Here is a 23,988-nt window from a genome sequence, read left to right as displayed (position 1 = left end):
ATATCGTTGTGCTCCCTTTACCGGCACGGATTCGCCGGCCTTGCAGCCCGGGCGCGCGTTCCGGCCTCTGCTGCGTTTGAGACATCCGCATAGCCCGCTACGAGGCCAGCGAATTCCTGTAGAGCGTCCCGTCCTTCATGATGACGGCGAGGCTCCGATCAGGCTGTTCGATGAGCTTGAGATCGTCGAGCAGGTTTCCGTTGACGACAAGGATGTCCGCCAACGCTCCCGGTTCGATGACACCGAGCTTGCCGGGGTAGGGGTTGCGCGGGCCGGACAATGCCAGGAGATCGGCATTGCCTGCGGTCGCCATGCGCAGCGCTTCGGCGTTGCTGTACCATTGGCCGAGATGAGTGAGCATCACGCCCTGGCGGGGCGTCATCTCGGGCGAGAACAGCAGGTCGGATCCCCAGGCCGTCTTGATGCCGTGCTTCCGGACGAGTTCGTAGGCCCGCGGCGTGCTGGCGAAGACCTGCAGCATCCGCTCGCGGCTCGGCCCCGTCAGCGGCACGGAATCCGCCTCGGTCAGGAAGGGTTGGATGCTCAGCCAGATGCCCTTCTGAGCGAGCAGGCCAGCGGTTTCCTCATCCATCAGATGGGCGTGCTCGATGCAGGCGGCGCCCGCCGCCACCGCGCGCTGGACCGTGCGCGGCGCGTAGGCATGGACGGTGACATAGGTGTTCCAGTCGCTGGCGATGGCGACAGCCGCGCGGAGATCGCTCTCGCTGAATGTCGTCATGTCGAGCGGACTGCGCGGTGAGGAGACGCCGCCGCCGCCCACGAGCTTGATCTGCGAGGCGCCCTGCATCAACTGCTCGCGGATTCTCATTCTGAGGTCGCCGACATCGTCCGCGATCGCGGCAGCCCCCATGCTTTCGATCAGGCTGAGGCGCGCCGGATCGCGCGGGATGTCGCTCAGCATGCGCAGGTCGCCATGCCCGCCTGTCGTCGTGATCATCGCGCCCGAAGGAAAGATGCGCGGCCCAGGGATGATGCCCGCGTCGATAGCCTGCTTGAAGGCGAAGACCGGTCCGCCTACGTCACGGACCGTGGTAAAGCCGCGCAGCAGGGTGCGATTGGCTTCTGCGGTCGAGGCCGTGAAGATCGAGCCGGGCTCACCCGTCATCAGGGTCGGCGCGGGAACCGCCGCGAACAGCGTATGCCAATGGGCATCGATCAGGCCCGGCATCAACATGCGGCCGCCGCAGTCGATCACCGTCCAGTCTGCCTGGGGCGGATTGTTGCTGGTTTCGACCGCGGCTATCCGATTGCCCTCGACCAGCACCTGCGCGCCCTGTTGCAGGTTGCTGGACTTGCCGTCGAACAGGCTGACCTGCCGGAACAAGGTCTTCGTCGGAGGACGCGTGCTCTGCGCCTGAGTCGGCGCGACCGCTGCGCCGGCCAGCAAGGCCGCCCCTGTCAGGAGGCCTCGGCGCGTGAAGGCATCGAGACGCTGCGAGGCCTGGACGAGCATCGGATTGGAGCAGCCGCAGGCTGCGCCGTGGATCAGGTGCTGATATTTCTTGCCCACGCGGATCATGCTTTTCCTCCTGGGCAGCAGGATGCGAGGCGCGTGGAGCGCGCCGCGCGGATCAGGCTTCGAAGACCATCATCCGCCGACGTCACGGCGGTCCCATGACCTCCGGGCCGAATGATCGGCGACCGTCAGGGGCAGCGCGCCTCGAAGGTGCGGCCGTAGCGGTCGCGATAGATGCAGTTGTTGGGGGTGGTCGCGCGCCCGATCACTGCACCCGTGATGCCGCCGATCGCGGCACCGACAGCCGCGCCACGCCCGCCGCCCGCAATGCCGCCGATCGCGGCTCCAGTGCCGGCGCCGATGAGTCCGCCGCCCAGCGTCCGCTGATCGGCCGAGTCGGCATTGCAGCCCGCGAGGACCAGGCCAGCCGCAAGTAGAGCAAACTTCCAACGCATCGTATTCCTCCCTCAGAAGCGCCAGATCAATGGCACGATGAAAACCGCGACGACGAAGAACCAGATCAGGAGCGGCAGCCCGAGCTTCCAATAGTCGCTGAAGATGTAGCCGCCGGGGCCCATCACCATCAGATTGGTCGGAGTGGCGATCGGCGTCAGGAAGGCGCCGGCGGCGGCGACGGCGGTGCTCATCAGCACGGGGCGCGGCGAGATGCCCATGCTGGCGGCGGCGGCGACGCCGATCGGGATGACGATCAGCGCGGTCGCTGTGTTGCTGATGAGCTGCCCCATGATCGCGGTCAGCACGAACAGGCCGGCGAGCAGCGCGGTAGGTCCGGCGTCGCCGACCAGGCCGACGAGTCGGTCCGCGAGCATCTTCGCCGCGCCCGTCTCGATCATCGCGGTCGAGAGCGGCATCATCGCGCCGACCAGGATCACGGTCGTCCAGCTGATCGCGCGGTAGGATTGTTCGACGGTCATGATGCCGCAGAGGATGATGGCGCCGGCCGCCAGCAGGCCCGCCACGGCGGAGGGCACCACACCGGTCGCCAGCATCAGCACCATCGCGAACAGGATGATGATCGCTTGCTTGGCTCCCGGCCCCATCGGCACGGCCTGCCGCCGCACCAGCTCCGGTGAGCTGACGACCAGCACGTCCGGGTCGTCGAGATGGGTGTCGAGCGCTTTCCACGTGCCCTGAAGCAGCATGGTGTCGCCGGCTTGCAGCATGACGCCGGCGGCCTTTGTTGCGCCGACGGTCGGAGCCGCGCTCGCGCCGCGCTGCACGGCGAGGATGATCAGGTCGCCGCTTTCGGTGACCATGCCCGGAAACACGGACTGGCCGATCAAGCCGGAGCGCGGCGGGATCACCACCTCGGCCAAGCCCGAGCGGCGGTTGAACAGGGTTTCCTCGCTGTCGCCGGCCCCTTCTTCACGGAAGGCGAGATGCATCTTGGCCGAGAAATTGGCAGCCGCCTCGGCGTCGCCGCGCAGCAGCAGATAATCGCCCTCGGCGATGGTTGTCCGACGCAGTGGGCCGGCCGTGTTGCCGTCCTGGACCGCCACCAGTTGAAGCCCGGGCCATTCGTCCAGCACGATCGCGCCGGATGACGCTCCGACATAGGGGCAGCTCGCGCGGACACGCAATTGATGGAGGCCGCTTGCCAACCCGTATTGCTCGACCAGCGTGCGGGCATGGCGGCTGAAATCAGCCGGCATGGTCGCGCCATTGCGCTGCGGCAGCAGGCGTTCGCCGAAGAGGATGATGATCGCCATCGTGCCGGCGAGCAGCGGGATGCCGGCCAAAGCGAATTCGAAGAAGCCGAAGCCGCCGACGCCGGCGTCGAGCCCGGCTTCGGAGACCAGCACGTTCACCGGCGTGCCGGTGAGCGCAAGCATGGAGCCGGCATGACCGGCGAAGACCAGCGGCATCAGGAGCTGCGACGAGTTGCGCTTGAGCCGGACCGCGATGACGACGACGACCGGCAGCAGCGCGGCGACCGCGCCATTGAGGCTGATCAGCGCGACGAGAAGCGCGACCAGCGCCATCATCATCAGCAGCAGACGTGTTCGGCTTTCCTCACCCGCGCCCTTGATCAGGAGCTGGCCCGCCCAGGCAGTGACGCCCGTCACCTCGAGGCCGGAGCTGACGACGAAGAGCGAGGCAATAAAGATGACGGCGGGATCGCCCAGGCCGCTCAGCGCTTGCGGCAAGGTGAGGACGCCGGTCGCCCACAAGCCGAGCGCCGTGCCCATCGCGACGAGCACGACGGGCACCTTGTTCGTGACGAACAGGACGACGGCAATCGCGATGATGATGCCGGTATAGGCGATCGGACTCACGCATCAGCTCCTTGTGGGTCCTGCTCGATCGCAGACCCTGCTTGGAAGGGTCTCAGTCCTCGAGCGTCGCCATCAGGATGCCGAGCCGGCAGCCCTTCTCGTACTCGGTCAGGTTCACATATTCCTTGATCGTGTGGATCTCGGCCTGGCCGGCGCCGATCGTGATCGTCGGCACGCCATGCTTGTCGAGCCAGTTCGCGTCGAGGCCGCCATTGGAGAACAGGTAGTTCGGCTCGATGCCGAGAATGCCGAGGGCCTTGGCGGCGCGCTTCACCACCGGCGAATTCTTGTCGAGCTCGAAAGGCGGATAGGCCGGCTTATGGGTGAAGGTCACCTTTGCGGTCTCGCCGCCATCGTCCTTGACCTCGGCTTGCGCCTTGGCGAAGGCGGCCTTGAAGGCCTCGGCGATCTTCGTGGCAAAGGCGGCCTCGGGGCTGCGCGCTTCGCCGCGGATATAGGCGTAATCCGTCACGACATTGGTGGCGTCGCCGGCCGCGACCGTGCCGCCCTTGCCGCCGAAGATGCCGACATTGCTGGTTCCGCGCCCGTCCGGCTTGACGATCTTGCCGAACCAGCCCTCGCGGCGGGCCTCCGCTATGGCGATCGAGCCGACGAGCGTGGCCGAGATGCCCTTTTCCGGTGCGACGCCGGCATGGGAGGCCTTGCCGGTGATTTCGACCTCCCAGTTCTCCTGGCCGACCGCGCCGATCAGCAACTCGGAAGCGAGCTGCCCATCGACATTGACGCACATGACGGCGCCGCCGAGGTCCTTCGGGTTGAGCTCGCGCGCGCCGTGCAGGCCGCTTTCCTCGCGCACCGTGAACAGCAGCGTGATCGGCGGATGCGGCAGCTTATGCTTGATCAGCGTCTCCGCGAGCACGACGAGCAGGGCGACGCCGGTGCGGGCGTCGCCGCCCAGCGCCGTGGTGCCGTCGGAGACGATACGGTCACCCTCGCGCTTCGGCTTGGCGCCGGCGCAGAGCGGCACAGTGTCGAGATGGGTCGAGAACAGCAGGCGCGGGCCGGCCTTGGTGCCCGGCAGGTCCACGATCAGGTTTCCCGTCTCGGTCGGCAGGGGAATGCGCTTGTTGGCGTCGTCGAAGCGGATGGCCGAGGCGGGCACGCCGACGGCCTTGAGCGCGTCGCTGACCGCGGCGCCGATATTCGCCTCCTTGCCGGTCACGCCCTCGACCGAGAGGAAGCGCATGAGATGGGCGATGGCGGCTTCGACATCGAGCGGGATGGATGGTGTCGTCATGATCTGCATCCGGTCGGGTTGAGTTGGCGACGGGGGRGGCCGGCGAAGAGGCTCACAGCCCCCAGGGCAGGCCGAGCATCTTCCAGACGGCGAAGAGCGCCGTCCACAGCACGAACATCCACACGACATAGGGCAGCATCAGCGAGACCACGGTGCCGACGCCGGCGTTCCTGTCGTATCTCTGGATGAAGCCGACCACGAGAGCGAAATAGGCGTTAAGCGGCGTGATCGCGTTCATCGGGGAATCGCCGATGCGATAGGCGGCGAGCACGGCCTCGGGCTCGACGCCGAGCTTCATCAGCAGCGGCACGAAGACCGGAGCGAAGATCGCCCATTTCGCGATCGCGCCGGTCAGCAGGAGGTCGATGAGCGCGACCACGACGATGAAGCCGAGCAGCAGCGGCAGGGCGCCGATATTGGCTGCCTGCAGCATCCCGGAAAGGCTCAGCGCCATCACCGTGCCGATATTGGTGTAGGTGAAATAGGCGACGAATTGGCTGAGCACGAAGAAGAGGAAGATCGTGCCGCCCATGTTCTTGATCGATTTCTCGATCGCGGCGATGACCTCCGACAGCGTCCTCAGTGTCCCGGCGCCGATGCCGTAGGCCCAGCCGGTGATCAGGAACATCAGCATGATCAGGGCGATCAGGCCGTTCATGAAGGGCGAGTTGCCGATGAGCTCGCCGGTCGTCGGGTTGCGCAGCGGCGCGCCCGCGGGGAGCGTCAGCAGGCAGAACACCGCGATCAGCGCGAGCAGGCCGAAGCCGGCAAAGCGAAGCCCGCTCGACTCCGCCTCGGACAGCACGGCGCCCTGCTCGGTGACGGTTCCCTCGGCCGCCAGCTTCGGATCGTAGGCTCCAAGGCGCGGCGAGATCATCTTGTCGGTGATGAAGGCGATGATGACGGTCAGGAACAGCACCGAGGCGATCGAGAACCAGAGATTGGAAGCCAGGCCAATCGTGCGGTTGGGGTCGACGAGGCGCGCCGCATCATTGGTGAACTCTACCAGAACCGCGTCGAGCGGCTTGATCAGCATGTTGACGGTGAAGGCTCCGGCCACTGCAGCGAAACCCAGCGCCAGACCGGCAACCGGATGGCGCCCGACAGCGAGATAGGCGATGCCGGCCAGCGGAATCAGCACGAGATAGCCGGCGTCGGCCGCGATGCTGGCGAGGATGCCGACAAAGGCCAGGATATAGGTCAGCGCCCAGTGCGGGGAGACGATGACCAGCTTGCGGATCAGCGCGGTGACGAGCCCCGATTCCTCGGCGACGCCGGCGCCGATCATCGCGACGATCATCAGCCCCACCGCCGTGAAGCTCATGAAGTTCGGGATCAGCGACGAATACATGAAGCGGATGCCGTCGATCGTCAGCAGGCTTTGGATCGCCGTGCTCGCCGTCTCGATCTTGTGCGTGTCGGGATTGATCCGCTCGAAGGTGACGGCGGCGCCGAAGAGCCCGAGTACGGCCGACAGGACGATCACGATGCCGATGAGGATCAGGAAGATGATGACGGGGTGGGGAACCATGTTCCCGACCTTCTCGACGGTGTCGAGGAACCTCTGCATGGTTGTCTTCGGCGCGGCGGCGTCAGTCGTCATCGCTCTTAATCCCCCTTGAGCCAAGGCCCTCGACGCAAGATCAGCGGCAGGCCCGCACGACCCGATGATGGGCGCCGACAAGACTCCGAGTCTCGAAAGAGAACCATAAATCCGGGTACGGGGAGAGCATCGGCAGAGAATCCCAAACTTTGGGCCCCCTGTCCCAAAGTTCGACCGGTCACGGCGGCAGGAGATGCTTTCGCTTGCCGTGGGCCAGGGGGTTTCCTAGGGTCTGCTGCGCATGCGAAATGCCGCCTTCCGGTAACCTAACGAGTCGAAGCGATGCCAGCTCGGGGCAAAGATAATGGCCGCGCAAGCTGGGCGGGGGCCCGCTGCGCGACCGACGGCAGGATTCAGCCTGAGCTGCGCGCGCATATCGGCCGGATGGTTCGATGCCGTCTTGCTCTCCTGGTATTTGCCGTCGGTCTCGGCGCTTGCGCCTCGACGCCGCAGGGGCTGCTGCAGCCCGTCGCCGCGGCGCCCGGAACCGACCGGGTCGATATGCTGGCTGCAACGACGCGCGCAGCCTCGCCCGATCCCGGTATCCTCTTCACCGGCGACCGGGGCGAGCATGTTTCGTTCAGCAATATCATCGTCTCGATCCCGCGCGAGCGCGAGGCCGGCACAATCCAGTTGCCGCGCTCGGTTCCCGGCAATCCCGCCACGGATTTCGTCGTCACAAGCGCGACGCCGCTGCCGAAAGCCAAGCTCGTCGACTGGTTTCGTTCGACGAGCGGGCGGTCGAAGCGCGTCTTCGTCTTCGTCCACGGGTTCAACACGCCGTTCGACCGCGCAGTCTTCCGTTTCGCGCAGCTGGCGCATGATGCGGATGCCGATGCGGCGCCCGTGCTGTTCTCCTGGCCATCGCGCGGCTATCTGCTCGACTACAGCCGCGACTTCGACAACGCCTCCTACTCGCGCTCGGATCTGGCGGATCTGCTGAAGGTGGCGGCTGCGAGCCCCTCGGTTCGGGAAATCGTGATCCTGGCCCATTCGATGGGGAGCTGGCCCGCGGTCGAAGCGGTCAGGCAGATCGCCCTCAGGGATGGCGGCGTCCCGCGCAAGATCAGCAACCTCATCCTGGCATCGCCAGATCTCGATGTCGGGGTCTTCCGCCGTCAGATCGAGGATATGGGTCCGAAACGACCGCAGATCACCCTGTTCACGGCACAGCACGACCGGGCACTGCAGCTGTCCCGCTTTATTTCGCGCGGGGGGACCCGGCTCGGCGGCATCGACCCGACGCAGGAGGAGTACCGCACCCAGTTCGCGGGGCTGTCCGGGATCACCGTGATCGATCTGTCCGCGATCAATGCGGGGGACAGGATCAACCATGATCTGTTCGCGGCCAGCCCGGACGCCGTTCGCCTGATCGGCGACAGGTTGCTGCAAGGCCAGGTGATCACCGATGTCGACGTTCCGGCACCGCTGGCTGCTGCCGGGGCGATCGGCTCGGCGGCGACACTCCTCGTCACCGCGCCGATCAGAGTGTTCGATGCCGCAGCGACGCCATAGGGTTGACGGCCTAGGTCGATGGTGCCAATATTTGACTGATATACTAAACTTGAAATACTGAATAAGCAATATTGATCTTGTTTCAGTTTATTGACTTCGATCAATTTCAATCGACTTCGGTTTGTGCTGGAATTTCACCTTACTTCTGACGAGCGTCGAATGATCGGAGTGTCCGATGCCGGCTTTCTCTCATGGCGGGGTGAGGAAGGACACCAGCGTGTTTTCCGTAGCGCATTTTTGCACTGCAGAGCTTCGCGCGAAGGATCAGTTTGACGCTTGGCGGTCCTTGCACGGAAACACCATCGAGCTTTTCCCGACACGCGAATCCCTGGCGGGATTCGCCGCCGAATTCTCCTCATGGCGCGTGGGCGAGCTTGCCCTGACGCATGTCGTCTATTCCGGCGCGCCGGACAGGCAATGGCGGCACCGCCCCAGATCCTATCTCGATCATTGGTGCGTCGTGCTGGCGCGGACGAAGGCTGCGAATGGCGTGCTGCACGAAGAGCTGAGCTTCCGTTCGCTGGCGCTCCCTTATGAGGGGAGAGCCCGGGACAGCGAGGTTATCACCCTGTATCTCCCGCGCGACCAGCGCGTTGCCGACGAGCAGCGCTTCGATTGGGCGCATGATCTGGCCGTGAGCCAGGATTTCGCGCCCCTGCTCATCGGCTACTTGGACAGTCTGGTGCGACAGTTGCCGCACGTCACCGCGGAGCATGCAGCAAGCCTCGAAATGCCTACCAGGGCGCTCGTTGCGGCCTGCATCATCCCGCAATCGGTTTACCAAGAGGCGGCGAGGGCGCCTCTTGGGTCGGTTCTCGTCGACAGGGCCCGCAACATCGTGCGCCAGAACATGGCCTCGCCGGATTTCGGCCCTGAACGGCTGGCCCGCCTGCTGGCGATGTCCCGCTCGAAGCTCTACCGGCTTTTCGAGAACTGTGGCGGGGTGGCTCATTTCATCAACAGGGAGCGGCTGCGCGAAGCCCATCTCCGGTTGAGCTCGCAGCGTGAAACGCTTTCGATCCACGCGATCGGAAGCGAGGTCGGCTTCGTCGATCATTCCACCTTCAGCCGGGCCTTTCGCCGCGAGTTCGGCTACAGCCCGACCGAAGCGCGTGAGCAGGGGATCGTGCGCGCCTTCACCGATGAGCGGGGCGAGGCGATCGAAGGCTGAACGATGCGGCTTCGAGCACGTGCCAGAACGCCGCGTTTCGGCCGGTGGGCCTCGGATTCCGCTGTTCGGCAGGTCCCGCTAGCGAGCCCGGCCGCTGGCCTGCCCAGGGGGCGGCTTTCGCTTCTCTACGCATGTCTGTTCTTCGAACTTGGGGTCAATCTCCCGTTCTTCCCGCTCTGGCTGCAAGCCCAGTCTCTCGACGCCGACGCCATCGGCATCGTTCTGGCGGCGCCGTTGCTGATCCGAATTATCGCGAATCCCACGGTCGGGGCGTTCGCGGACCGGAGCGGACGCATCTCGGCGACGCTTGCGATCTGCGCGGCGCTGGTTGCTGCCGGCACCGGCCTCCTGACCGTCGCGCGCGGCTTCTGGCCGATCCTCGCCGTCGTCGTCGCCATTGCTCTGGCGCAGGGCCCATTGATTGCCTTGGCCGACGCGATGACGCTCGGCCGTCTCGCCGAAACGCCGCGATCCGAGCTGACTTACGGGCGCATCCGGCTGTGGGGATCGCTCGGTTTCGCGGCAGCCAATCTCGCAGCCGGCTGGTCGCTCGAATGGTTTTCGACCTCTTCGATCGTCCCAATGCTGCTGCTCTCGTCCGTCCTCACGGCGGCGGCCGCTACCAGCTGCATGGCCCCCCGATCGAACGGCCCGCGCGCTGCCGAAGCGAGCGAAGCGCGGGCGGTGCGCCCATTGCTGCTCATCGGCACAATTGCCGGCGCGGCCTTGGTGCAGGCAAGCCACGCCGCATACTATGGCTTCGGTACGCTCCATTGGCAGGCAGCCGGGGTTCCCGGCGCAGCGATGGGCGGGCTCTGGGCGCTCGGTGTCCTGTCCGAGGTCGTGTTGTTTTCCTTCCTTGGCTACCGCGTCAAAGGCGTCTCGAGCGCAGCCGGCCTGCTGGTCGGCGCGGCGGTCGCCACCATCCTGCGCTGGGGAGCGATGTCGCAGGATCCGAGCCTTTCCACGCTGGTGTTTCTCCAGTTGACGCACGGGGTGACATTCGGCGCTACGCATCTTGCCGGCATCTTCCTCCTCGCGCGGCTGGCGCCGGGTGGAATGCAAGCCCGTGCCCAGGCCTGGCTCGCGGGCAGCTGGGCCGGCGCCATGGCCGTCCTGACGACCCTTTGCGGCCTGCTCTACGAGACGTGGGGAGAGCAGATCTACCTCGTCATGGCCGCGGTCGCCGCGGCCGGGCTCTCCCTGTTGCTGGCGGTTGCCCTCGGTCTGCGCCGTGTCTCGACGCGGGAACCGTTGAGCGCGACCTAGCGGGAGAGTGACCTTTCCCAACAATGGGATGAGCAGCCCAGAGTTGGGATTCTGAGCTAATCCACGTCTCCTCGGCTGTTGCTAGCGTCGATCCAGGGTCCCGAAGAGCTTTGCTGGGCGCAAACGCGCTTGCGGATGCGCGACGCGGCAGCCGTCAGAGGAACAGTTCGATGCAGAGGCGAGGCTTACGGCGTCCGGGGCCGACAGGGCACCGGGGGGCTTCCGCGGAGCGGGCATGAGGCGCAGCGAAGCTTCATCGCGCCTGGGCTGCGTCGCGGCCGCGGCCGTCGTCGCGCTCGGCGTCGCCTCCTGCAATCGGGAGGAGAAGGAGGCTCCGCCTCCGGTGCGCTATGTCCGTACCGTGACGGTCGAGGCGCCGCGCCAGGCGCCCGATCTCGCCTTCACCGGCCATATCGAAGCGCAGGATCAGGCCTCGCTGGCGTTCCGCATCGGCGGACGGCTGGCTGAGCGCCTTGTCGGCGTCGGCGCGAGCGTGAAGGAGGGAGAGATCGTCGCGCGGCTCGACTCCGAGAACGAGCTCAACGATCTCCGTTCGGCCCAGGCTGCGCTCACGGCCGCGCAGGGCGATCTGCGCAAGGCAGAGAACCAGTTCCAGCGGCAGAGCCATCTGCTCGATCGCCACATCACCACGCAGGCCGATTTCGAGGCCGCCCAGCAGGCGCTCACGGCGGCCCGCGCGCAGGTCGACGCCGCCCAGGCGCGTGTTCGCTCCGCCGAGGACGTCGTCGGCTTCACGACGTTGACGGCTGACGCGCCGGGCATCGTGACGCGCGTCGGTGCCGAGCCTTCCGAGGTCGTCACGGCCGGCCGGATGATCGTCCAGCTCGCGCGGCGAGAGGGCCGCGACGCGGTCTTCGAGATCCCGGCCGATCTGGTGCGTCAGCTCACGCCCGGCATGCCGGTGCGGCTTGCGCTGACCGGGGAGGCGGGAGCGGAGGCGACCGGCCGCGTACGTGAGATCGCGCCGCAGGCGGACCCGGTGACTCGGACCTTCCGGATCAGGGTCGGCCTCACCGACCCCACGCCGGCCTTCCGGCTCGGCGCTGCCGTCTCGGGCTCGATCCGCGCCGGCGCGAGCGGCGCCATCACCATCCCCGCGACGGCCCTGATGCAGCGTCATCAGGCGACAGGGGCATGGGTGGTCGACCCCAAGAATCTGACGGTCTCGCTGCGGAAGCTCGACGTCGCGAGCGCGGACCCGGCGGCGGCCAGGATCGCCAAGGGCTTGGACATCGGCGACATCGTCGTCACCGCCGGTGCGGGGCTTCTGCGTGAAGGCCAGCGCGTACGCCTGATCGGAGCGGAGCCGCGATGAGCTTCAACCTCTCGGAATGGGCGCTGAAGAGCCGCTCGGTCGTGATCTATCTCATGATCGTGGCGGTCGCGGCCGGAATCTTCGCTTTTATCCGCCTCGGCCGCAACGAGGACCCGGCTTTCGTCATCAAGACGATGGTGGTTTCGGCGGTTTGGCCCGGCGCCAGCATGGAAGACACGCTGAGCCAGGTCACCGAGCGCCTCGAGCGGCAGCTCGAGGAGACGCCCGGCCTCGACAGCGTGCGCAGCTACACCAAGCCTGGCGTGACGACGATCTTCGTCAACCTCAAGGGTGAAGTGCCCGGCCGCCTGGTCCAGGACACCTGGTACAGAGTGCGCAATCTCATCGCCGATATGCGGCACACGCTGCCGGCCGGCACGCTCGGGCCGTTCTTCAACGACCGCTTCGGCGACACGTTCGGCATCATCTACGGCTTCACCTCGGACGGCTTCTCCAGCCGCGAGCTGCGCGACCATGTCGAGACCATCCGGTCGCGCCTCCTGCTCGTGCCCGATGTCTCGAAGATCGAGATCATCGGCGCGCAGGACGAACGCATCTTCATCGAATTCTCGGTGAGAGAGCTCGCCAATCTCGGCCTTGATCGTTCCGCGCTGCTTGCGGCGCTCCAGGCGCAGAACGTGGTCCGGCCGGCGGGCGAGGTGCAGACGCAGGACGAGACGTTCTCGGTACGGGTGTCCGGCGCCTTCCAGTCCGAGGCCGATCTGCTCGGCATCAACTTCCCGGCCGGCGACCGGATGGTACGCCTCGCCGACATCGCGACGATCAGGCGCGGGCAGGTCGATCCGCCGGCGCCGATGTTCCGCGTCAACGGGCGCGATGCGATCGGGCTGGGCATCGCCATGCGCGAGGGCGGCGACATCCTGGCGCTCGGCAGCAACATCAAGAAGGCGATGGCAGGGATCACCGCCGGCCTGCCGCTGGGCATCGAGCCTTATCTCGTCGCCGACCAGGCCGTAACGGTCTCGCACGCGATCAACGACTTCATGACCTCGCTCTGGCAGGCGGTCGGCATCATCCTCTTCATCAGCTTCATTAGCCTTGGCGTGCGGCCGGGCCTCGTCGTCGCGCTCGCGATCCCGCTGACGCTCGCCATCGTCTTCGCCTGCATGCTGGTCGCCGGCATCGACATGCAGCGCATCTCGCTCGGCGCGCTCATCATTGCGCTCGCGCTATTGGTCGACGACGCCATGACCACGACCGATGCCATGGTCACGCGGCTGGCCGCAGGCGACGCGAAGATGAAGGCGGCGACCTTCGCCTTCGACAAATACGCCACTGCGATGCTGGCCGGCACGCTGGTGACCATCGCCGGCTTCGTGCCGATCGGCTTCGCGGCGAGCTCGGCCGGCGAATACACCTTCTCGCTCTTCGCGGTGGTGACGATCGCGCTCGTCGTATCCTGGTTCGTGGCCGTCCTCTTCGCTCCGGTGCTCGGCGTCGCCATGCTGAAGGCACCTGACGCTTCGGCCCAGGGCAAGGAGCCAGGGCGGGTCGAACGCGGCTTCCGCTCCCTGCTCTCCGGCGCGATCAAGTTGCGCTGGGTGACGATCGCAGTGACGCTCGGCCTGTTCGTGGCGTCGATCCTGGCGCTGGCGCTCGTGCCGCGGCAATTCTTCCCGGCCTCGGACCGGCCCGAGCTGCTCGTCGACCTCACCCTGCCGCAGAACGCCTCGATCTATGCGAGCGAGAACCTCGTCGAGCGCTTCGAGGCCTCGCTGAAGGGTGATCCCGATGTCGAGCGCTGGAGCACCTATGTCGGCCGCGGCGCGATCCGCTTCTACCTGCCACTGAATGCGCAGCTTCCCAACGACTTCTTCAGCCAGGCCGTGATCGTCGCCAAGGATGTTGCGGCACGCGAGCGGCTGCAGAAGAAGCTCGAGGCGCTCCTCGCGAAGGACTTCCCCAATGTGGTCGGGCGCGTCTCGCCGCTCGAGCTCGGCCCACCGGTCGGCTGGCCGGTCCAGTACCGCGTCAGCGGCCCCGACATCGCCGAGGTCCGCACCATCGCGATGCAACTCGCGCAGGTCGTCGCGTCGAATCCCAAGGCGCTCCAGATCAATTTCGACTGGATCGAGCCCGCCCGCGAGCTGCGGCTGCGCGTCGACCAGGACGAGGCGCGCCGGCTCGGCCTCAGCTCCGCCGCAGTCGCCGCGATCGTCAACACCGTAGTCTCCGGCACGGTCGTCACCCAGGTGCGCGACTCCATCTACCTCGTCGACGTCGTCGTGCGGGCCCAGGACGCCGAGCGCGCCTCGCTCGACACGCTGCGCAGCATGCAGGTCGCGCTGCCGAGCGGCCGCTCGGTGCCGGTCTCGCAGTTCGTGAGCTTCAGCTACGGGCTCGACGCGCCGCTGATCTGGCGTCGCGACCGGGTGCCGAACCTGACGGTCTCGGCCGATGTGCCGCCCGGCACCTTGCCGGATGCCGTCGTCGGCGCACTGCAGCCCTTGGTTGACGCGCTCCGGAAGACGCTGCCGGCCGGCTACGACATCACCGTCGGCGGCACGGTCGAGGAGAGCGCCAAGTCGCAGGCATCGGTCATCGCCGTGATCCCCGTGATGCTGCTGATCATGTTCACGGTGCTGATGGCGCAGCTCAGGAGCTTCAGGCTCTTCGCCATCGTGCTCAGCATCGCGCCGCTCGGACTGATCGGCGTCGTCGGAGCGCTGCTGCTTTCCGGCAAGCCGCTCGGCTTCGTCGCGCTGCTCGGCATCCTCGCTTTGATCGGCATCATCACCAAGAACGCGGTGATCCTGGTCGGACAGATCGAGGACGAGCGTGCAGCCGGCAAGGGCGTGGTCGAAGCCGCCATCGACGCCGCCGGCACGCGCTTCCGCCCGATCATGCTGACGGCCATCTCGACCGTGCTCGGCATGATCCCGATCGCGCCGACCGTGTTCTGGGGGCCGATGGCCTTCGCGATCATGGGCGGCCTGCTGGTCGCGACCGTGCTGACCCTCGTTCTTCTGCCTGTCCTCTACGTCACCGTCTTCGGCGCAGCGAGCGCGGGCGGCAGGGCGGGGCGGACGGCCGGTGCGGGAGGCTCCCTGTCATGAGCGCGATCGCGACGAGGCGGATGCCGATGAACGGGTTGGGACGGGTCGCCGCCGCCGCGTTGCTGGGAACGGTTCTCGTTTCCTGCAGCAGCGAGAAGGCGCCGCAGGCGGAGGGGAGGCCTGTCGGGGTCGTCACGGTCGAGGCCGGGCAGTTCTCCGACGACATCCAGCTCAGCGGTGAGATCCAGGCGAAGAAGGATGTCGGGCTCGCCTTCCGCATCGGCGGGCGCGTCCTCGAACGCCCGGTGAATGTCGGCGACCGGGTGAAGGCGGGGCAGGTCATCGCAAGGCTCGAACCGGCCCTCGAACAGAATGCGCTGGCGGCAGCCAAGGCGGCGCTGGAAGCTGCCCGCGGCGAGGTCGACACGGCGCGCAACACCTTCGAGCGCCAGGAGCGCCTGATGGCGCAGGGCTTCACCACGAGGCCGCGTTTCGACCAGGCGCAGCGCGCCCAGGAAACCGCGCAGGCCCGGCTGGAGAATGCGGAGGCGCAGCTCGAGCTGGCGCGGGACCGGCTCGGCTTCACCGAATTGCGCACCAATGTCGACGGCGTGGTGACGGCGCGGCAGATCGAGCCCGGGGAGGTCGTGCAGCCCGGTCAGGTCGTCGTCCAGATCGCCCGCGACGACAGCCGTGATGCGGTCTTCAACGTGCCGGCCGCAGTGCTCGATACCCATCTCAGCGACGCTCGGATCCGCGTCGCGCTGGCCGATGCGCCGACGGTGACGGCCTATGGCGCAGTGCGCGAGGTCGCCCCGCAGGCCGATCCGGTGACGCGGACCTTCGCCATCAGGGTCGGCTTGCAGAATCCGCCCGAGGCGATGCGGCTCGGCTCCACCGTCGTCGGCACGGTCGAGCTCACCACCGCCGCAATCGTCTCGATCCCCGCGAGCGCGCTGACCCAGCAGGGCCGCTCGCCCGCCGTGTGGATCGTCGATCCCGTCAAGTCGACCGTCTCCCTGCGCAGCGTCGATGTGCTGCGCTTCGATCCGGGCAAGGTCATCCTGTCACAGGGGCTGGAGCCGGGTGAAACGATCGTCTCGGCCGGTATCCAGGCGCTGCATCCCGGTCAGCGCGTCAGGCTGTTGCCCGAGCAGCGATCCGGCTCGCGCCAGGAGGCCGCTGCTTCGCCGCAGCGACCGTGACGCGGCGGCAGGAGCTGGCGCGATACCAGGTCAAAGCGTTTCGAAATGTGGCCACCGACACGATGTTTCCCCGGCAGAGGGCATCCATGGAGATCATTCCGGCAGTCGGAGAAGCGGAAAAGCTCGGGGCCGAGTTGCTCGTCCTCGGCGTCTTCGGCGATGGCCCGCTGACGGGGTCGGCTCGGGCCGTGAACGATCGCTGCTCCGGCCGGCTCGCCGGCATCCTCGGCCGGGCCGGTCTCGGAGACGCCGTTGGCGCCGTGCATATGGTCGGGCCGTTGCCGGGCGTCGCGGCGAAACGACTGCTGCTGGTCGGCCTCGGACGTGCGGAGACTTTTTCGGACAGGGCCTATCGCCAGGCACTCTCCGTCGTGGCCAAAGCCCTCAATGGCGACCCCGCTACGGAGGTGGTCGTGACGCTGGCGGAGAACGAGGTCCCGCGCCGGACGCTCAGCTGGCGGATGCAGCAGGCGGGGYGCATCCTCGCCGATGGCCGCTATGATTTCGGCTTGCCTGACGTGCCCATTCGGGAGGAGCGGCGCAACATCATGCTGCTGGTGCCGCAAACCCTGACCTCGGAGCTGGTCACGGCGCTTCGGCAGGGCGTGGCCATCGGAGAGGGCGTCTCCTTCGCCAAGGAGCTCGGAAACCTGCCGCCGGATTTGTGCACGCCGACTTTCATCGCGCGAACGGCCGAGGCGATGGCGAACCAGTTCGGCTTCAGCGTCGACGTGCTCGGGCGGCGCGAATTCGAGGAACACGGGCTGGCGGCGTTTCTCGCCGGAGAACAGATCGCCGCTGGCGACTGCAAACTCATCGTCCTGAGAAGTGACCGGCGCATGGCGACGGGCCGGCCGATTGTCCTGATCGGTAACGGCGTGGCGGCGCTGGACGCGCTGCCCGAGCATGAGCAGCGCCTGCATCGCGCCCCGATCCGCGACATGCGCGGGATCGCCAGCGTGCTGGGCGCGATGCGGACGGTGGAACGGCTCGGCCTCGCTCTGAATGTCGTGGGGCTCATCGTCGCCAGCCAGGGTTGGACACCGCGTCAAGGCGGATGGCGCCCAGCCGCGCCGAAAGCAGTCCGGCGCCGGCAGGCACATGAGTCCTCGCTGCTGGGCGACGTGCTTGGCTACGCCGCGCAGTTCTCGCCGAGCTGCGTCATCGATGTCGCAGCGCTGACGCGCGCCTGCGTCGTCGCCTTGGGCAGTCATGCCAGCGGCCTGTTCGCCAATGACGAAGCTCTTGCATCGGAACTGATGAAATGCGGTGGACGGTCTGGCGATCGCGTCTGGCGGCTGCCCCTATGGGATGACGATCCGGCGTCCTCTGCGGCCGGTGAGGCGGACCCGGCCGACGGACCGCCCGACGCCATCGCCGCCGCCTCCGATCTGGCCCGTTTCGCCACCGCCTATCCCTGGGCGCATCTGGACATCTCCGGAACCGCTTCGACCGCCGGCCGCATCCGCGGCGCTACGGGACGTCCTGTCCCGCTGCTGGCCGAATTCCTGATCGGCAGGGCACGGGCGGTACCCGGCCAGTCAATCTTTCCCCCCCGCCCGAACCCGGAGCTACACTCATGAGCGATCTCGTCTTCATCGCCTTTCCGACCGAACAGAAGGCCGAGGAGGTCCGTCAGAAGGTCCTCTCGCTTCAGCGCGAATACCTGATCGAGCTCGGCGACGCCGTCGTCGTGGTCAAGGACGACAAGGGCCACGTCAAGCTGAACCAGATGATCAACCTGACCGCCACGGGCGCAGCTTCGGGCGCGCTCTGGGGCACGCTGATCGGCTTCATCTTCCTGTCGCCGCTCATCGGCACCGCGATCGGCGCCGCCTCGGGTGCGCTGGGCGGCAAGTTCAGCGACATCGGCATCAACGACCAGTTCATGAAGGATGCCGCCTCCGCGCTCCAGCCGAATACCGCCGGTCTCTTCCTGCTCATCCGCAAGATGACCACCGACAAGGTTCTGGCCGATCTCAAGGGAACCGGCGGCACGCTGATCAGCACCTCCTTCGATGAAACAAAGGAAGCCCAGCTGCGCGAAGCCCTCTCGTTCGTGGCGGACACGCAAGCGGCCGCGACGTGACCTTGGACTGGAGCCTGGGAGCGGAGGCTGCCGTCTGGGCGGCGTCGACCGCGCGTCTCGACGATTTCCGGCCTCTGCTTCCGGCAGAGGAGGAGATCGTCGCCAGGCTCCAGTCCGGCAATTTCGACAGGCTGGGGGATGGCATCCTGCCCACGCAGGCGGATCCGACCCGGTCGGTTCGCGCCCCCTTCCTGCGCTTCCTGATCCTGGGCGGCGAGCCGGGCTTCCGCCCGCATGAGAAGGGCGTCCTGATCCGGGGCGCCTGGATCACGGAGGTCCTCGATCTCGAAGCCTGCCGCGTCTTTCGCGATATCGGCCTGAACGACTGCCATTTCGAGGCGACGCCGATCCTGCGCGCGGCGATCATCAACCGGCTGTTCCTCGATGGCTCGCGGCTTCCCGGCCTGCAGGGCGAGCGATTGGAGGCGCGCGGCGGGGTCTATCTGCGGGGCGCGGAGGTCGAGGGGGCGGTCAATCTCGACCAGGCGCGGCTCGGCGGGAACCTGCAATGCGATGGTGCGGCGATCCGCAACCGCGGAGACTATGCGCTGCTGGGCCGCAGCCTGGAGGCTCGCAACGTGCTCCTGCGCGGGGCGACGTTGCGCGGCGGGATCAACCTGTCCGGCGCCGTGCTGGCCGCCGATCTGGATGCGGCCGGTGCGAGCATCCCCGCTTTCGATCGGATGGCGCTCGACGCCGGTGAGATCGCCTGCCACGGCAGCGTCGTCCTGCGCGGCACCCGAATCACGGGGGAGGTACGGCTGACCGGCTCGGCCATCGCCGGCGATCTCGATTGCTCCGGCACGACCGTGGAAAATGCCGGGCAGACGGCCATCGAAGCGAGCCGGGTCGTGGTCAAGGGCGCGTTTTTCCTGCGGCGCGAGGCAAGGCTGGACGGCACGCTCGCACTCACCGGCGCCTCGATCGGCACGATCCATGACGAGGCAGCGAGCTGGCCGAGGGCCGGCGACCTGCTCCTCAACCGCTGCCGCTATGGCGCCTTCATCGACGGGCCGGTCGATGCCGAGAGCCGTCTGGACTGGCTGGCGCGTCAAACGCCCAAGCGCTGGGGCGAGGATTTCTGGCCGCAGCCCTATGAGCAGCTCGCCGCCGTCTTTCGCGAGATGGGCCATGGCGAGGATGCCAGCTCCGTCCTCGTCATCAAGGAGCGCCTGCAGCGCAGGGCGCGCCGCGCCCGGACGGAGCACCCGGTCTGGCGGGCAATTCTCTTCGTCGCCGACGGCATTCTGGGGATCACGCTCGGATATGGCCGCAGGCCGCTTTTCGCGCTCGTCTGGCTGGCGTTCTTCTGGCTCGGGGGCGTCGCGATCTTCGCTTATGCCGAGCGCCAGGGCGCGCTGATGCCCAACAGCGCCGTGGTGCTGCGCGCGCCCGAATGGACCTTGTGCGGCATCGAGCGGGGCGAGCAGCGGCCGCTGGTCGCCACCGGCCCCTCGCAAGGGCTGGCGGCGCCCGGCCAGAACCAGCTCGCCTGCTTCCGGCAGCGCTGGGAGGCCTCGAGCTACCCCGCCTTCAGCCCCTGGATGTATTCGCTCGACACGCTGCTTCCTGTGCTCGACATGGGGCAGCGTACCTTCTGGCGGCCGAATCCGACCAAGCCGGGGGGGCGGGCCGCCATCAACTATTTCTATTTCCAGTCGGTCGTCGGCTGGGCCTTGAGCCTGCTCGCCGTCGCGGGCTTCTCCGGGCTGGTGAAGTCGTCGTGAGGCGGCCGGTTCTATCAACAAGGGTGAAATCGTGAGCAAGGCACCTTCCACTTCCAGCAGCGCCAGCGATGAGCGCGGCAGTGCAGCGTCGCGCGAGCCGCTCAACATCGATCTCGCCTTGCAGGGCGGCGGCGCACATGGCGCCTACACCTGGGGCGTGCTGAACCGGATCCTCGAGGAAGACTGGCTGACGATCGAGGCTATTTCGGGCACCTCGGCCGGCGCCATGAACGCCGCGGTCCTCGCCTCCGGTTATGTCACGGGCGGGCGGGCCGGCGCGCGCGAGGCCCTGAACGAATTCTGGCGGAAGGTCTCGGACGCTGCGCGCTTCAGCCCGTTCCAGCGTTCGCCGCTCGATGTCCTGCTCGGGCGCTGGACGCTCGACACCTCGCCGCTGTTCGTGGCGATGGACATGATGTCCCGCGTCGTCTCGCCCTATAGCCTCAACCCGATGGGCACCAACCCGCTGACGGACATCCTCGCCGAGGTGATCGACTTCGAGGCGCTCGCGAAATGCCCGATCAAGCTGTTCATCAGCGCGACGAATGTCCGGACCGGCCGCAACCGCGTTTTCCGCAACGCCGAAATCACCCCCGAGGTGCTGCTCGCCTCGGCCTGCCTGCCGACCTTGTTTCAAGCCGTCGAGATCGACGGCGACAGCTATTGGGACGGCGGCTACTCCGGCAACCCGACCATGACCCCGTTGATCGAGGAGAGCAACGCGAGCGACACGATCCTCGTCCAGATCAATCCGGTCGAGCGGCCGGGCACACCGCGGACGGCGCGCGACATTCTGAACCGCCTCAACGAGGTCTCCTTCAACGCGGTTCTGCTGAAGGAGCTGCGCATGATGGCTCTCCTGCAGCGTGAGGCAGTCTCCGGCTCGGGCGAGGGCGCCCGCTGGGCGCGCATGCGCATCCACCGCATCGCCAGCGACGCGATGACGGAGCTCGGCTACTCTTCCAAACTCAATGCCGAGTGGGAGTTCCTGACGATGCTGCATGACGAGGGCAGGCGCTCGGCCGAGATGTTCTACCGGACGCATCGCGACGAGATCGGAAAGCGCTCGACGCTCGATCTCGCCGAGTTCACCAAGGGGGTTTGACGGGTGTCTTTGAAATCGAGCCGTGTCGGCGACGCTCCGGATGCGGAATTGGGCGGGCCTATGACGAGTGGCGGCATCTATCAGGCGGCCCAGGTCGTCGTCGCGACGATCCTCGTCGTTGCGGCGCTGTCGATCGCGAGTTCGGTCTTCGCGCCGGTCGCCTTTGCGCTGTTCATCATCGCGCTGGTCTGGCCCCTGCAGAAGATGCTTCAGGGCTTTCTGCCGCGGCTGCTCGCGCTCGCGGTCAGCGTAATCGTCATGACCGTCGCGTTCGTCTATGTCGGGTCGCTGGTGGTGTCCGCGTTCGGACGTGTCGGGCGCTGGATCGTCAGCGACGCCGCCCGCTTCCAGGCTTTCTACGACCAGATCACGCTCTGGCTCGAAGGACACGGCATAGCGGTCGCGGGAGCCTGGTCGGAGGCGTTCAGTGTCGGCTGGATGCTGCGCACCGCGCAGACCGTGACCGGCCGCCTGAACAGCACCATGAGCTTCTGGCTCGTTGTTCTCGTCTACGTCTTTCTCGGGCTGCTGGAGGTCGACGATTTCGGCCGCAAGCTCAAGGGCATGCGCAACCGCGCCGCCGGGTCCTTGCTGCTGCAAGGCAGCATGATGACGGCGGCCAAAATCAGGCGCTACATGCTGGTGCGAACGCTGATGAGCGTGATCACCGGCGTCCTGGTCTGGCTCTTCGCCAGAGCCGTCGGGCTGCAACTGGCCGAGGAATGGGGCTTCATCGCCTTCTCGCTCAACTACATCCCGTTCCTCGGGCCTCTCGTCGCCACCGTCTTCCCGACGCTGTTCGCGATGACGCAGTTCGGCTCCTGGCAGGCGGTGGTCGCGGTCTTCGCCTGCCTCAACCTGATCCAGTTCGTCGTCGGCAGCTATGTCGAGCCGCGCGTGGCCGGCAGTGCGCTCTCGATCTCGCCGGCGACGGTGCTGTTCTCGGTGTTCTTCTGGAGCTATCTATGGGGTGTCTTCGGCGCATTCATCGGCGTGCCCATCACCATCGCCTTCCTCACCTTCTGCGCCCTGCATCCGTCGAGCCTGTGGCTCGCCGAAATCTTCGGCTCGCCGCAGAAGGAAGATAAGGTCCCCGAAGGCGCGCCCGTCACGCCGTAATGGCGGGCGGTGCCGGCGCGATCAGGATGCGCTGCGGTTCGAGCAGCGCGATCCCCTCGGGCGCTGCCGCCAGCGTGTGAATGTAGAAGCAGGTTGGCTCCGCATTCGTCGCTTCCATGACCGGGGAGGGCGCGGAGACGATCTTCAGCGCGCCGCAGCGCCCGATCCAGTCGATATGGCGGTGGCCGTGCATCGCGACCATGCGGGCGGCGACGGGCCGCAGCAGCCGCAAGAGGCGGCTGCCGTTGATCAGCGCGGTTCCGATCCGCTCCGAAAAGGCTTTCGCCGGTTTCGGATATTCGATCGGGTGGTGATGGAGCGCCAAAATCCACCGCGCCTGCGGGAAGGCGCGGGCCGCGGCGAGAGTGGCCTGCATGTCCTCCTCGGCGACGAGCCCAAGTGCGTTGGTGAAGGAGAAATGCGCCTCGGCATTCGAGTTGAGCAGGATGACGCCGAGCCCTTCCGGTTCCGCCGGCGGCAGCACCATCGGAAAGGCATCCGCCCAGACCGCTTCGAGCCCCGCCGCTCGGCGCAGGCCGCCGGTGTCGGCGAAGGCGGCGATCTTCTCGCGATGCGGTTCAAGCGCCGCGCTGAGGCTGCCCGCGAGCCTCGTCCGGCGCTGGTCGAAGACCTGCACGCGCTCGCCCTGCAGGGCCGCCATGGCGGAAAGGGTCCGCATCTGGCGCAGGTGTTTGCCCGGGCTGCCCGGCAGCTCGAGCCGGGCGGGATTGGCGCGGTCGACGATGTTGACGTCGTGGTTGCCCGGCAGGATCAGGCAGCGACCGGCGAGGGCGGGATGGCGTTCCATCGCGTCGAGGAATTCGCCCCACTCGGCCGAGCGCCCGGCATCGGTCATGTCCCCGGTGATGAGCAGCAGGTCGAGCGGCTCGCTCGCGTGGATCGCCGCCAGCCTGTCGAGCACCTGCAGGAAGCGTTCATTGCCGCGCGGACCCGCGCGCCCGCTTTCGATCCGGAAGCCGTAGCGCTCGCCGACGACATGGACGTCGGACAGATGGGCGACGCGCCATCGCCGCGCCGATGCGGCCGCGGTGTCGAAGCCATCGAGATCGCGCGGCTGGTCCATCAGCCCGTCGGCCAGGCCCCAGAGCAGAGACGCCGCAGCCAGATAGAGCGACATCAACGCAACCGCATTGGCCAGCGCTGGAACGACGAGCCGCAGCGGATCGGCGAAATCGGCAAAGCCGCCGGACCAGCGCGTCGCCGGCCAGACGAGCCAGAAGACGACCCCGGCGACGGCACAACCCAGCAAGCCTGCCCCGATCGCGCTGCCTGCCCGCAATCGTGCGCGCTTATCGGGATCGGTTCCGACGGAACTGAAACTCTCCGCAAGATGCTGCAGCCCTTCGCGGCAGACCGCGTAGCCCGGCTGGACCACCAGAGCGTTCAACGACCAGAAGCTCTTCTCTGCCATGCGGAACAGTGGCCGGAAGCCATACCAGCCGACAATTCCGACAAATGCGAGCAAAACGAGGGAGCTGATCCCGGCCAGCGCCACCACGCGGCCCGATACCGATGCGACCCACGCCGTCATGACCAGCGGAGCTGCGCCCAGAAGGAGGCTCGGCAGCAAGGCGCCCAGAACCCAGGCGAGCGCGAGCTTGGGCAGGCTGATCTCGCCGAGCAGACTGCCGGCGATCGCAATCAGCGAGTGCTTCTTGGTGCTGCTGGCATCGTCCTCGGCGTCGCCGTTGCGCGGTTCGATGATCATGGACACGGCACCCCGGCGGAGCCGAGAGCTGTGATTGGCGAAAGCCTTGGCCGATTCATGCGATCCCCGGA

General features: G+C 67.1%; 17 protein-coding genes. 11 read left to right on the top strand and 6 right to left on the bottom strand.

Going from position 1 to position 23,988, the window contains the following annotated elements:
• Window positions 1–97: 97 nt before the first annotated feature.
• The 5 genes from AC1DE3_RS14955 to AC1DE3_RS14935 form a co-directional block, all read right to left on the bottom strand.
• Window positions 98–1,540 carry a metal-dependent hydrolase family protein gene (locus AC1DE3_RS14955; protein WP_476852507.1) on the bottom strand — a complete coding sequence of 481 codons (1,443 nt, stop codon included), beginning with the start codon at window positions 1,538–1,540 and terminating at the stop codon, window positions 98–100.
• Window positions 1,541–1,665: 125 nt separating this feature from the next.
• Entirely contained in the window at window positions 1,666–1,932 is a 267-nt protein-coding gene (locus tag AC1DE3_RS14950) for a YMGG-like glycine zipper-containing protein (RefSeq protein ID WP_441513226.1), read from the bottom strand.
• Between the two features lie 12 nt (window positions 1,933–1,944).
• Window positions 1,945–3,774, bottom strand: a complete 1,830-nt coding sequence (locus AC1DE3_RS14945) for an SLC13 family permease (RefSeq protein ID WP_476778401.1) — start codon at window positions 3,772–3,774, stop codon at window positions 1,945–1,947.
• Window positions 3,775–3,826: 52 nt separating this feature from the next.
• Window positions 3,827–5,032: a M20/M25/M40 family metallo-hydrolase gene (locus AC1DE3_RS14940; RefSeq protein ID WP_441513228.1), complete on the bottom strand. Its 1,206-nt coding sequence runs from the start codon at window positions 5,030–5,032 to the stop codon at window positions 3,827–3,829.
• A 52-nt stretch (window positions 5,033–5,084) separates the two neighbouring features.
• Window positions 5,085–6,635: an AbgT family transporter gene (locus AC1DE3_RS14935; RefSeq protein WP_476778400.1), complete on the bottom strand. Its 1,551-nt coding sequence runs from the start codon at window positions 6,633–6,635 to the stop codon at window positions 5,085–5,087.
• 384 nt (window positions 6,636–7,019) lie between these two features.
• Here AC1DE3_RS14935 and AC1DE3_RS14930 point away from each other — a divergent pair, with 384 nt between their 5' ends.
• The 11 genes from AC1DE3_RS14930 to AC1DE3_RS14880 all read left to right on the top strand — a co-directional run bounded on the left by AC1DE3_RS14930 (window position 7,020) and on the right by AC1DE3_RS14880 (window position 22,188).
• Window positions 7,020–8,150, top strand: a complete 1,131-nt coding sequence (locus AC1DE3_RS14930) for an alpha/beta hydrolase (protein ID WP_476778399.1) — start codon at window positions 7,020–7,022, stop codon at window positions 8,148–8,150.
• Between the two features lie 286 nt (window positions 8,151–8,436).
• Entirely contained in the window at window positions 8,437–9,321 is an 885-nt protein-coding gene (locus AC1DE3_RS14925) for a helix-turn-helix transcriptional regulator (protein ID WP_476778398.1), read from the top strand.
• A gap of 3 nt (window positions 9,322–9,324) precedes the next feature.
• On the top strand, window positions 9,325–10,590 hold the full coding sequence (locus AC1DE3_RS14920; protein ID WP_476778397.1) for an MFS transporter: 1,266 nt from the start codon (window positions 9,325–9,327) through the stop codon (window positions 10,588–10,590).
• Window positions 10,591–10,825: 235 nt separating this feature from the next.
• Entirely contained in the window at window positions 10,826–11,926 is a 1,101-nt protein-coding gene (locus AC1DE3_RS14915; protein WP_476852506.1) for an efflux RND transporter periplasmic adaptor subunit, read from the top strand.
• Entirely contained in the window at window positions 11,923–15,003 is a 3,081-nt protein-coding gene (locus tag AC1DE3_RS14910; RefSeq protein ID WP_476852505.1) for an efflux RND transporter permease subunit, read from the top strand. The genes AC1DE3_RS14915 and AC1DE3_RS14910 overlap by 4 nt, the downstream gene beginning before the upstream one ends.
• Window positions 15,000–16,148, top strand: coding sequence for an efflux RND transporter periplasmic adaptor subunit (locus AC1DE3_RS14905; protein WP_441513235.1), 1,149 nt, complete (start codon window positions 15,000–15,002; stop codon window positions 16,146–16,148). Before AC1DE3_RS14910 ends, AC1DE3_RS14905 begins: the two co-directional genes overlap by 4 nt.
• Before the next feature lie 86 nt (window positions 16,149–16,234).
• Window positions 16,235–17,731 (top strand): M17 family peptidase N-terminal domain-containing protein, encoded by a 1,497-nt coding sequence (locus tag AC1DE3_RS14900; protein ID WP_476852504.1) that lies wholly within the window; start codon window positions 16,235–16,237, stop codon window positions 17,729–17,731.
• Window positions 17,728–18,237, top strand: coding sequence for a DUF1269 domain-containing protein (locus AC1DE3_RS14895; protein WP_476778393.1), 510 nt, complete (start codon window positions 17,728–17,730; stop codon window positions 18,235–18,237). Before AC1DE3_RS14900 ends, AC1DE3_RS14895 begins: the two co-directional genes overlap by 4 nt.
• Window positions 18,234–19,964 (top strand): hypothetical protein, encoded by a 1,731-nt coding sequence (locus AC1DE3_RS14890; protein WP_476778392.1) that lies wholly within the window; start codon window positions 18,234–18,236, stop codon window positions 19,962–19,964. The genes AC1DE3_RS14895 and AC1DE3_RS14890 overlap by 4 nt, the downstream gene beginning before the upstream one ends.
• 118 nt (window positions 19,965–20,082) lie before the next feature.
• On the top strand, window positions 20,083–21,069 hold the full coding sequence (locus AC1DE3_RS14885; protein ID WP_441513511.1) for a patatin-like phospholipase family protein: 987 nt from the start codon (window positions 20,083–20,085) through the stop codon (window positions 21,067–21,069).
• 60 nt (window positions 21,070–21,129) lie between these two features.
• Window positions 21,130–22,188 carry an AI-2E family transporter gene (locus tag AC1DE3_RS14880; RefSeq protein WP_476778391.1) on the top strand — a complete coding sequence of 353 codons (1,059 nt, stop codon included), beginning with the start codon at window positions 21,130–21,132 and terminating at the stop codon, window positions 22,186–22,188.
• Here AC1DE3_RS14880 and AC1DE3_RS14875 read toward each other — a convergent pair.
• Window positions 22,178–23,917, bottom strand: coding sequence for a metallophosphoesterase family protein (locus AC1DE3_RS14875; protein ID WP_476778390.1), 1,740 nt, complete (start codon window positions 23,915–23,917; stop codon window positions 22,178–22,180). The genes AC1DE3_RS14880 and AC1DE3_RS14875 overlap by 11 nt on opposite strands.
• Window positions 23,918–23,988: the final 71 nt, after the last annotated feature.

It is taken from the genome of Allobosea sp. 10L417, assembly GCF_056395485.1.
Note: the sequence above shows the minus strand (reverse complement) of the source record. Positions and strands in the feature narration are given on the sequence as shown.